This window comes from Streptomyces hainanensis, assembly GCF_004348415.1.
GTDB classification, from domain to species: domain Bacteria; phylum Actinomycetota; class Actinomycetes; order Streptomycetales; family Streptomycetaceae; genus Streptomyces; species Streptomyces hainanensis.
In genome coordinates, this window is record NZ_SMKI01000266.1 from 1 (window position 1) to 10,883 (window position 10,883).

At 73.5% G+C, this 10,883-nt stretch carries 9 protein-coding genes; 2 read left to right on the forward strand and 7 right to left on the reverse strand.

Going from position 1 to position 10,883, the window contains the following annotated elements; translation table 11 throughout:
- The first annotated feature begins 3 nt into the window (after positions 1–3).
- On the forward strand, positions 4–1,512 hold the full coding sequence (locus E1283_RS22770) for an MFS transporter (protein WP_132819991.1): 1,509 nt from the start codon (positions 4–6) through the stop codon (positions 1,510–1,512).
- 53 nt (positions 1,513–1,565) lie between these two features.
- On the opposite strand, the gene E1283_RS22775 is transcribed toward E1283_RS22770, so the two are convergent.
- From E1283_RS22775 to E1283_RS22790, 4 genes are all read right to left on the reverse strand, one after another.
- Entirely contained in the window at positions 1,566–3,173 is a 1,608-nt protein-coding gene (locus tag E1283_RS22775; protein ID WP_243745026.1) for a HAMP domain-containing sensor histidine kinase, read from the reverse strand.
- A complete protein-coding gene (locus E1283_RS22780; RefSeq protein WP_132819984.1) occupies positions 3,170–3,910 on the reverse strand; it encodes a response regulator transcription factor in 741 nt (246 codons plus the stop codon). Before E1283_RS22780 ends, E1283_RS22775 begins: the two co-directional genes overlap by 4 nt.
- Positions 3,911–3,987: 77 nt before the next feature.
- Entirely contained in the window at positions 3,988–5,403 is a 1,416-nt protein-coding gene (locus E1283_RS22785; RefSeq protein ID WP_132819985.1) for a streptophobe family protein, read from the reverse strand.
- Between the two features lie 616 nt (positions 5,404–6,019).
- Positions 6,020–6,853: a helix-turn-helix domain-containing protein gene (locus E1283_RS22790; RefSeq protein ID WP_165956218.1), complete on the reverse strand. Its 834-nt coding sequence runs from the start codon at positions 6,851–6,853 to the stop codon at positions 6,020–6,022.
- Positions 6,854–6,924: 71 nt separating this feature from the next.
- Here E1283_RS22790 and E1283_RS22795 point away from each other — a divergent pair, with 71 nt between their 5' ends.
- A complete protein-coding gene (locus E1283_RS22795) occupies positions 6,925–7,740 on the forward strand; it encodes a phytanoyl-CoA dioxygenase family protein (protein ID WP_132819987.1) in 816 nt (271 codons plus the stop codon).
- 38 nt (positions 7,741–7,778) lie between these two features.
- Here the strand turns inward: E1283_RS22795 and E1283_RS22800 are convergent, their stop codons facing one another.
- From E1283_RS22800 to E1283_RS22810, 3 genes are read right to left on the reverse strand one after another with little or no spacing between them, the layout of a single operon-like run.
- Positions 7,779–8,606: a carbohydrate ABC transporter permease gene (locus E1283_RS22800; RefSeq protein ID WP_132819988.1), complete on the reverse strand. Its 828-nt coding sequence runs from the start codon at positions 8,604–8,606 to the stop codon at positions 7,779–7,781.
- Positions 8,603–9,508, reverse strand: coding sequence for a carbohydrate ABC transporter permease (locus E1283_RS22805; RefSeq protein WP_132819989.1), 906 nt, complete (start codon positions 9,506–9,508; stop codon positions 8,603–8,605). The genes E1283_RS22800 and E1283_RS22805 overlap by 4 nt, the downstream gene beginning before the upstream one ends.
- 3 nt (positions 9,509–9,511) lie before the next feature.
- On the reverse strand, positions 9,512–10,837 hold the full coding sequence (locus E1283_RS22810; RefSeq protein ID WP_132819990.1) for an ABC transporter substrate-binding protein: 1,326 nt from the start codon (positions 10,835–10,837) through the stop codon (positions 9,512–9,514).
- Positions 10,838–10,883: the final 46 nt, after the last annotated feature.

Genomic DNA, 10,883 nt, shown 5'->3' on the forward strand with positions numbered 1-10,883 from the left:
GTCATGTCCCGTACCACCGCCGACACCCCCGTCGGCACCGCCCCGGCCACCGCCGCCGAAGCGCCCGCGTCCGCGCGGCACCGCTGGTGGATCCTGGTCGTGATCGGCCTCGCCCAGCTCATGGTCGTCCTCGACGCCACCATCGTGAACATCGCGCTGCCCTCCGCGCAGCAGGAGCTCGGGTTCACCGACGGCGACCGCCAGTGGGTGGTCACCGCCTATGCCCTCGCCTTCGGCAGCCTGCTACTCCTCGGCGGGCGCGTCGCCGACCTCTTCGGCCGCAAGATCACCTTCCTGACGGGCCTCGTCGGCTTCGCCGGCGCCTCCGCGCTGGGCGGCGCCGCCGGCAGCTTCGAGGTGCTCATCGCCGCCCGTGCCCTGCAGGGCGTCTTCGGCGCGCTCCTCGCGCCCGCCGCGCTCTCCCTGCTGACCACGACGTTCACCGACGCCAGGGAGCGCGCCAGGGCGTTCGGCGTCTACGGCGCCATCGCCGGTGCCGGCGGCGCCATCGGCCTCCTGTTGGGCGGCGTGCTGACCGAGACCCTGGACTGGCGCTGGACGCTCTACGTCAACCTGGTCTTCGCCGTCGCCGCCTTCGCCGGCGGGGCGATCCTGCTCCGGCGCGCCGCCCGGGACCGCGCCGCCACCCTGGACGTCCCCGGCACCCTGCTGGTCTCCACCGGCCTGTTCGCCGTCGTCTACGGCTTCTCCAACGCCGAGTCCCACGACTGGAGCGACGTCGCCACCTGGGGCTGCCTGCTCGCCGGCGCCGTGCTCCTCGCCGTGTTCACCTGGTGGCAGACCAGGACGGCCCACCCCCTGCTGCCGCTGCGCGTCCTGCTCGACCGCAACCGCGCCGCCTCCTTCCTCGCCGTGCTGATCAGCGGCGCCGGGATGTTCGGCGTCTTCCTCTTCCTCACCTACTACCTGCAGGCGAGCCTCCTCTACAGCCCCATCGAGACCGGCCTGGCCTTCCTGCCCATGGTCGCCGGGCTCATGATCACCGCCACGCTCTCCACCAGCGTCCTCGTCCCCCGCTTCGGCCCCAGGCCGATCGTCCCCCTGGGCATGGGCATCGCCGCCGCCGGCCTGGTCTGGCTCACCGGCCTCGACCTCGCCAGCGACTACGCCACCCACATCATGCCGCCGCTGATCGCCACCGGCCTCGGCATCGGCCTGGTCATGGCACCCGCGATGAGCCTGGCCACCAGCGGCGTGGCCGCCGAGGACGCCGGCGTCGCCTCCGCCACCGTCAACACCATGCAGCAGATCGGCGGCTCCGTCGGCACCGCCCTCCTCAACACCCTCGCCGCCGGCGCCGCCACCGACTACCTGGCCGGCAGGGACCCCCGCGACCCGGCCGTCATGGCCCAGGCCCAGCTGGAGAGCTACGCCACCTCCTACTGGTGGTCCGCCGCCTTCTTCGCCGCCGGACTCCTCGTCAGCGCCCTGCTCTACCGCCGCGGCCGGGTCGAGGAGGACCCGAACGCCGCGCCGGTGATCCACATGTGACACCGACCCGGACGCCACGGACCCCACGGACACCACGGAGGCCACCGGTGCCCCTACGCCGGTGGCCTCCGGCCCGCCGGCGCGTGCTGGTCGGCGAGCCGCGGCAGCAGGGTCCTGAAGGTGGTGCCCCGGCCGGGCGTCGAGTCGACCTCGACGTGTCCGCCGTGCGCGGTGACGAGGGACCGGACGATGGCGAGGCCCAGGCCGGAGCCGCCGGTGGCGCGGGTGCGCGAGGTGTCGGCGCGGTGGAAGCGGTCGAAGATGCGGCCGCTCTCCTCCGGGGTGAGGCCCGGGCCCCGGTCGGCGACCTCGAACACCGCGTGGTCGCCGACGGTGCCGACGCCGATGCGGACGGGGGTGCCGGCGGGAGTGTGGGTGACGGCGTTGCCGACCAGGTTGGTGACGACCTGCCGCAGCCTGGCCTCGTCGGCCAGCGCCTGCGCGGAGGCGGGTGGTCCCTCGCCGCCGGGGCCGCTGAGGGTGACGGTGCGGGTGGGGTCGAGGGCGTGCGCGTCGTGCAGCGCGTCCACGGCCAGCGTGCGGAGGTCGGTGGGGGCGAGGTCGAGGCCGGACGGGAGGTCGGCCCCCCGGCCGTCGGCGGGCGCCCCCGTCTCCCGCAGCGCGCGCTCGTCGAGGCGGGCCAGCAGGAGCATGTCCTCGACGAGCCGGGTGAGGCGCTCCGACTCGCGGGCGATGCGGGCCATCGTGGCGTCGACGTCCTCGCGTTCGGCGAGCGCGCCCATGCGGTGGAGGGCGGTCAGCCCCCTGATGCCGGCGAGCGGGGTGCGCAGTTCGTGGCTGGCGTCGGCGACGAACCGGCTCATCCGCGCCTCGGACGCGGCGCGGGCGGCGAAGGCGGCCTCCAACTGCCCGAGCATGGTGTTCAGCGCGGCCGTCAGCCGGCCGAGCTCCGTGCGGGGGCCGCCCAGTTCCGGGACCCGGCGGGAGAGGTCGCCGCCCGCGATCTCGGCGGCGGTCCGCTCGACCCGGGACAGCGGGCGCAGCCCGGAGCGGACCGCGAACCAGCCGGCGACGGCCAGCAGCGCCAGCAGACCGAGGCCGGCGCCCTGGAAGATCCGCCACATGCGGTCCACCGTGCCGTCGACCTGGGCCATCGACATCGACACCACCACGCTGCCGGAGACGTCCGACGGCCCCGTCACGTCCCCGCGGAGCAGGGCCACGGAGGCCCTGGGCACGGCCATCACCCGCCACCGCGAAGCACCGTCCGCGCCGCCGACGGTGAACGGGCGGCCGTCCCGGGCGACGACGGAGGCCGCGTCCAGGTCGGGAAGCTCCGGGCCCCGGTCCTCCCCGGTCCCGTTCGCGCCGGCGAGGAAGTCGACGCTGTCCTCGACGGTGCCGTCGTCCGAGACGTACGTGACGAGGGGGTTGCCGAGGATGTCCGTGCCGAGGTCGGCGGTGCCCGGCGGGTCCCGTTCGGCTCCGCCCTCGGCCAGCGTGGCCGGCAGCACGGCGAACACCTGTGTGTTGGCGCGGAGTTGGGAGTCGAGTCGGTCCTCCAGGTGGCCGCGCAGGGCGTTGCCGGTGACCAGGCCGAACGCGGTGAGCCCGACCGCCAGCAGGGCGACGGCCAGCAGCAGCACCCGGACGCGCAGCGAGGCCCGCGGCCACAGGGCACGGATCCGGGGCCCGCTCACGGCTTCGGGCCGCGCAGCACGTAGCCGACGCCGTGCACGGTGTGGACGAGCTTCGGCCCGCCATTGTCGATCTTGCGGCGCAGGTAGCTGATGTAGGTGTCGACGATGCCGGTGTCGCCGTTGAAGTCGTAGTCCCACACGCGGCGCAGGATCTGCGGCTTGGAGACCGTGCGCCCGGCGTTGGCCATCAGGTAGTGCAGCAGCCGGAACTCCGTGGGCGACAGCCGGATCGGCTCGCCGGCCCGGGTCGTCTGCACCCCTTCGGGGTCGAGCTCCAGATCGGCCACGCGCAGCAGCGCGGTGGGGTCGCCGCCGGTGCGGCGCAGCACGGCACGGATGCGGGCGATCAGCTCCTCCAGCTCGAACGGCTTGGTCACGTAGTCGTCGCCGCCCAGCACCAGGCCCTCGACCTTGTCCCGGGTGGCGTCGCGGGCGGTGAGGAAGACGACGGGGACGTGCCCGGCCCGGGGCGTCATGGCGGGACCGTGCCGCTCGCGCAGCCGGCGGATCACCTCGAAGCCGTCCAGGTCGGGAAGCATGACGTCCAGCAGGACCAGGTCGGGCGAGACCTCACGCGCCCGGTCCAGGGCCTCCTGGCCCGTCCCGGCCGCCGCGACGGTGAACCCGGCGTGCCGCAGCGCCGCGCACAACAACCCCCGCACGGTGGGCTCGTCGTCCACCACGAGCAGGTTCCCCCCGGTGGCCGGGCCCGCTTCGGGGTGCTCGGTGGTCGTCAAAGGGGGCCTCCAGATCGGCCGGGACACTGCGGGGCAGGATAGTGACGCGGTGCGTCGTGACCGGGTAAAGGCGGTGGTCACCGCGGTGCCCGGGGGCCGCGCGCGGTGGAGAGCAGGCTGCCCGCGAACCCGGCCAGGCTCCCGGCGAGCAGCCCGAGCGCGGCCGCCCACGGCACCACGCCGCCGCCGAGCTCGGCGCGCGTTCCGCCCAACTCGCCGCCGAACACGCTGATGCCGAAGCGTCCGGACGCCTCCGCCAGCCAGGCGGCTCCCCCCAGGACGACGGCCGTGACGATCCCGAACCGCCAGGCGGCGCCCAGGTGTCGGGCGAACCGGCCACGGTGGCCGAGCGGGGCGCGGGCCAGGGACGGGTGGCCCGCTCGGGCGGCGGCGTGGGCGCAGCCGACGAGTACGACGGCGAGCAGCCCGAGGGCCGGCGCCCAGAGTGGCACCCCGCCCACCGCCAACGACCTCAGGTCCTCAGCGGCGTCGGGCAGTGCGCCGGCCCCCAGGAGGCCGCCCGTTCCGCCCGTTGCCCCCGTTCCCCCCAGGAGTGAGGCGAGCGGACTGCCCTCCGCGCTCTCCACCGGGTGGGCCGCCGCCGTCCACGGGGCACCCGCGCCGAGCGTCAGGAGCACCGCCAGGGCGTTCGGCGCCAGCAGCAGCACCGCGCCCGCCGCCGTTCCCGCCCGGCCACCGACCGCGGTCCCGACCGTGGCCAGCAGCATCGTCGGCACCCATGCCAGGACGAGCAGGGTGCGCACGACGGCCGAGACGCTCGGGGCCCAGGCGTCCCGCAGCCGGTCCGGTGTCCCGCCGAGGGGGAACCGCAGCCGGCGGCCGATCGCGCACCCCACCGCGAGCGTGACAACCACCCACGGCAGCGCGCCGAGGGCGGTGGTGCCCACCTGCGCCTCGTAGCGGGTGGCCAGGTCGGCCATCCCGCCGCCCCCGAGACCACCCGGACCGCCGAGGCCGCCGAGCGCGTCGCCCGGCCCGCTCGTCGCCGAGTCGGGCACGGTGATCTCCCCCCGCCCCAGGGCGGCCACGACCGCGAGCGCCAGCACACCGGCGGCGCACGCGCCGGCCGCCCGCGCGGCCCACTCGCCCGCGTCGAGCCGCCGCGACCGCGGCCGCCGGGCGAAGGCGAGCCACAGGACGACGGCGCCGACCAGCGTCACGCCGAGCGGGACGACCTGGACGGCACCGCTCAGCGACGGGCCCAGGCCGCCGCCCCCGCCGAACAGCGCGCCGAGGCCCGAGTCCGTCGACCCGGCGGCGCCCGACCCGGTGGCCTCCGCGCGCACCGAGCCGCCGACGGCCATCGCCGTCACCGCCATCGTCAGCGGCCACAGTGACCCGACCGATCCGGCGCCGAGCAGGACCAGGGCCAGCGCGGACACGGCGGCCATGGCCGCCACGGCGCACAGCGCGGCCGCCGCCCCTTCCAGGGCGTTCGGTCCGGGACCGACCGGCCCGAGACGCACGGCCACGGCGGGGCCCTCCCGTCCGGAACGCGGCCCGGAACCGGACGTGGCGCGGGTACGGGCGCGGGTACGGGACGTGGCGGTCGACATGTGGCGAGCACTTCGCTTCCCTCGCGGTGAGGCGGCGGCGCCGTACTCGGGGCGGTACGACGCCGCGCGCCACTGGCTCGCACACCTTGGCGACGCCGTACGCCAGCTTCCGGGGAGGTGCTGGGAACTTCCTCAGAGGGGGAGCGGCGCGACGCGGGTCAGCGGCGGCGCACGGCCCGAACACCGGCCCGTTTCCCAGGAACCTCCCAGAACTCGGGCGGCGGCCCGCCCTCGGACCCGAGGCGGGTGTCCACTCGGGTTCCACGGTGACCACGCCGGCGACGCCCGGACCGACGACTACCCTGATCATCCGCGGAGGACGAGACGGACGAGCCGTCGTGGCACATCGAGGGACACGCGTTCGATCTGAGGTTCCGGGCGTCGGGCTTCCGTCAGTACGTCCGGCAGGCGCCGCGGTTGGTTCCCCGGCCGGCCCTGCGCCAGGCGGAGCGCGGCGCGTGCTGTTTCACCGAGGCGGGCTTCGGGTGAACGCCGCTGGGCCGTGGGGCCGCTGGGCCGTGGAGCCGGACCGTCACCTTCGCCTTCGGTACGCCGTCGGGCTCTGTCCGGTGAACCTGCGGAAGCGCTGCGTGAAGTACAGCGGGTCGCGCCACCCCAGCTCGCGCGCGATGGCGGCCACCGGACGGTTGGTGAGGTCGAGGAGCTGCTTGGCGAGGGTCATCCGCTGCCGCTCGACGTACCGCTGCGGGGTGGTTCCCAGATGCTCGGTGAACAGGCGCGTCAGCCGGGAGGGCGAGAGGTGCACGCTCGCCGCCAGCCGGTCCACGGTGAGGGGCTCGGCGAGGTGGGCGTCCACGTGCTCGATGACGCGCAGCAGCCGTTCGTCCATGCGGGACGTCAGCGGGTTCTGCGTGTCGCACCACAACAGCGCCTCCTCCAGGGCGTTCATCGCGAACGCCGTGGCCTGCCGCAGGGTGCCGACCCCGGCCTGGGCGGAGCGCGCCAGCGTGGCGGCGACGCGTTGGTGCACCTCGCCCCGGGTGCGGATCCGGCCGACACCCGTGACGGGCTGGGGCCAGTCCAGCAACGGCAGCCAGGCGTGGCGGGGGTGGAAGTGCGAGAAGACGATCTCCCAGTGCGCCCCTTCCGGTTGCGCCTCCCCGGGCGCCGTCCGGTAGTCGTGGAGGACCCCGGGACGCAGCAGGACCGCGTCGCCGACCGCCGTGCGCACGCTTCCCTCCACCCCGGTCAACTGCCCTGATCCGGCGACGGTGTGGATCAGCAGCCAGTCGGTCGTCCCCCGGCTGCGGAAGGTGGCGTACTCCGGCCCCTCACGCAGCCGTCCGCCCTCGACCTGGTCGATCACCGGGCTGCGCGACTCCGCGCGCGGTCGTTGGCCGTGCACAGCAGAATCTTCCATGGGTGCGCCGCGTTCTGCCATACCCGGCGGGCGGGCGCCCGCTCACAATCGCTCGTATGTCATCCATCGTGCGAGAGCCCGGAACCGGGCTCGCCGACGAGTACGCCCGCGCTGGCGTGGTCCAGGAGCGCGCGCTCCTCTCGTCGGCCGAGATCGAGGAAATCCGTGACGTCTTCATGGAACAGGTCGAGCGGGACCGGTCCCTGGGGCATGACGACCATGTGCCCGAGGACGACGTGCTGGCCCGCTACCCGCGGTTCGTCCATCCGCACCGGCACGTCGACACCGAGGCGGGGCGGCTGGCCCGGCGCTGGATGCTGGACCCCAGGATCATGGGGCGGGTGGCGGAGCTGATCGGCCCGCCGCTCGGCGCCCAGTCGATGTTCTACTTCAAACCGCCCACCGCCCGGGGTCAGGCCCTGCACCAGGACAACCTGTTCCTGCGGGCCCACCCCGAGACCTGCGTCGCCGCGTGGCTCGCGGTGGACGACTGCGACGCGGCCAACGGCGCGCTCCGGGTGGCACCCGGATCGCACCGGTACGAGCTGGTGTGCCCCCAGGAGGCCGACGAGGCGGAGTCCTTCACGGCCTCCGGCGTCGAACTGCCCCCCGGGATGGCCGAGGTCCAGACCGAGATGCGCGCCGGTGACGTGCTCTTCTTCCACGGCAGCCTGGTCCACGGGTCGGGCCCCAACCGGACGACCGACCGGTTCAGGCGCTCGCTGATCTTCCACTACGTGCCGCGGTCGAGCACCGAGATAGCCCGCTTCTACCACCCGTTGCTCACCCCCGCGGGCGACGAGACCACCGTGACCGAGGCGGCCGACGGGGGCGCCTGCGGCGAGGGCTGGCAGCTGGCCGGAGCGCCCTAGCGGGACGCCCCGGCCACCCGGCTCAGCCCGTCATCGCCTCACCCCTTCATCCCGCTGGCGAAGCCCCTGATCACATACCGCTGGAGCACCAGGAACGCGGCGACGATCGGCAGCGAGGCCAGCACGAGGCCGGCGAACACCAGCCCGTAGTCGGAGACGTACTGGCCGACGAACGCGAAGATCCGCACCGGGACCGTCTCCCGCGCCGACCCGCCCAGATACAGCAGCGGCGTGAAGAAGTCGTTCCAGATGAACACGGCGTTGAGGATCAGCACGGTCCCGGTGATCGGCCGCAGCAGCGGGAACACCACCCGGGTGAAGGCCTGGAGATGGGTGGCGCCGTCGATCAGCGCGGCGTGGGCGTACTCGCCCGGCAGCGCCCGGATGAACCCGGTGTAGAGGAAGACCGTGAACGGGAGTTGGATGCCGGTGTAGAAGAGGATCATCCCCTGGTAGGTGCCGAGCAGGCCCATCGAGTCGACGAGCCTGAACAGCGGGATCATCCCGAGTTGGAAGGGCAGCACGATGCCCAGCAGGAACAGCACGTACAGCCGGAACCCGAGCCGGGTGGCGCAGCGGGCCAGGAAGTAGGCGGCGAACGACCCGGTCGCGATGAGTGCCAGCAGGCTGAGCACCGTGATGAGCGTGCTGTTCAGCAGCGCCTCGCCCAACGTGGCCTGCGACCAGGCCCGGGAGAAGTTGTCGAACGTCGGGTCCGTCGGTGGCGACAGCGGTTCCGCGGCGATCCCCCGCGCGTCCTTCAGCGACAGCGTGATCAGCGCGTACACCGGGAAGAGGAACGCCAGCGCGACGGCGATCATCACGATCTCCAGCAGGAACGTGCGGTACCCGTAGCGGACTCTCATCCGTTCACCTCCCGGCCGCGCAGGTAGTGGATCTGTACGAGCGACACGGCGGCGACGAAGAGCGCCAGGACGAGCGCGATCGCCGTGCTGTAGCCGTAGTGGCCGAGGACGAACGCCTCCTTGAAGAGCACCGTGGACAGCGTCTCGCTGGCGTAGCCGGGGCCGCCGCCGGTCGCCGCGTAGACCTGGTCGAAGAGCTTCAGCCCGCCGATGGTCGACAGCATGATGTTGATGGTGAGCGCGGGCGCCAACAGCGGCCAGGTGACGTGCCGGAAGCGCTGGAACCGGCCGGCGCCGTCGATCATCGCGGCCTCGTGCAGTTCGTCGGGCACCCCCGAGAGGCCGGCCAGGAAGATGATCATCGAGTAGCCGGCGAACTGCCAGACGACCATCCCGGCCACCGACCACAGCGCGAGCGACGGGTCGCCGAGCCAGTCCTGACGCAGGCCGCCGAGCCCGATCGCGCCGAGGATGCCGTTGAGCCCGGCGTCCGGCGCGGGGTTGTAGACGTACTTCCACAGGACCGCCACCATGACCGGGCTGACCACGGCCGGCGCGAAGAACACCACCCGCAGCAGCCCCCGCGACCTGATGCGCGTGTGCACGCCGAGGGCCAGCAGCAGGCCGATGCCGTTCTGGACGACGACGATCGCGAGGGTCAGCGACAGCGTGTTGCCCAGGGCCCCGCGGGCGGCGTCGTCCCGGAACAACTGCCGGAAGTTGTCGAGTCCGTTGAAGGAGCTGTCGCCGATGCCGCTCCAGTCGGTGAAGGCGTAGACCATGCCGCTGAGGCTCGGGTACAGCACCACCAGGGCGTACACCAGCAGGGCGGGCGCGGCGAACCACCACGGCGGGGTCAGGAAGCCGCCCCGCCGTCGGCGGCCGGGTATGGACAAGGACATCGACTACTCCTGCCGGTAGGTCTCGTCCAGCCGGTTCAGCGCGTCCGCGACCGTGGTCCGGCCGCCGAGCAGTTCCTGCACCACCGCGAAGTGGGTGGGCTGCACCTCGGCGTTGGGCCAGGCCTGGTCCATGAAGGGGACGGCGCGGTCGCCGTCCATGAACGGCAGGAACGGCTCCAACGCCGGGTCGACGCGGGAGCTTTCGTCGCGCACCAGCGGCACGCAGGCGATCTCCTCCGCCCAGCGGTTGATGTTCCGCTGTTCGCCGAGGAACTCGACGAACGCCAGGGCGGCGTCCCGGTTGCGGCTGCCCGCGCTGACGCCGAGCCCGACCACGACACCGGCCGGTATCCACACGTCCGCCGCCGTGTCCGCGCCCGGCACCGGGAACATCGCCAGGTCGTCGGGGTTCGCGGCGGCGGCGCGGAAGTCCGGCAGCACCGCCGACACCTGGACGGCCATCGCGGCCTCGCCGGTGGCCACCATGGCGGTCTGCTGCTCGAACGTGGTGCCGTTCGGGTTGTCGTTGAAGTACCCGCGCTCCTGCAGCTCCAGGTACATCTCCAGGGCGTCGACCCAGCCGGAGTCGGCGAAGCTCGCCGAGCCGTCCCGCAACTGGCTGTCGAACTCGGGGTTCCGGGCGTACACGGTGGACGGCACCAGTGCGTAGCTGATGAGTTGGGTGACCCACGCGGTCTGCGCGCCCAGCGCGATCGGTGTCCTGCCGGCCGACCTGACCGCCTCGCAGACCTGGAGGAACTGGCTCCAGGTCTCCGGCGGTTCGACCCCGGCCTCCTGGAAGACGGTCCGGTTGTAGATCGCGCCGATCACGCTGGCGCCGGCCGAGTAGAGGTAGGTCTTCCCGTCGAGTTGGAAGGCCGATCGGAAGTTGTCGGGGATGTTCTCGGTCCACGACTGGCCGCTCAGGTCGGCGAGCAGTCCGGCCTGCGCGATCTGCGCCATGCTCATCGCGCTGCCGTTGCCGGGGTAGACGACGTGCACGTCGGGGGCGTTGCCGGCGCCCAACTGGGTGCGCAGCGAGGTCTGCACCTGGTCGGTCGGGGAGTACGAGGTCTCGAACCCGGTGGCGGTGTAGTCCGCGGTGAGCAGGTCGAGCGCGGCCTGCTGGTCGGAGACGCCGACGAGCCGGAGGGATCCCGAGCCGCCCGACGTCCCGCCGCCGCAGCCGGTCAACGTCGCGGGCAGCGCGGTCACGGCGGCGGCGCCGCCCGCCAGTCGCAGGAAGCGGCGGCGGTCGAGGGGACCTCCCGGGCCACGCGGCCCGCTTCGCCTCCGGGGAAACGGCGCGGTCGGGAATGACGTTGTCACGGATTCCTCCTCGAATTCGCCCTTGAACTCATGTCACGCCCCGCCC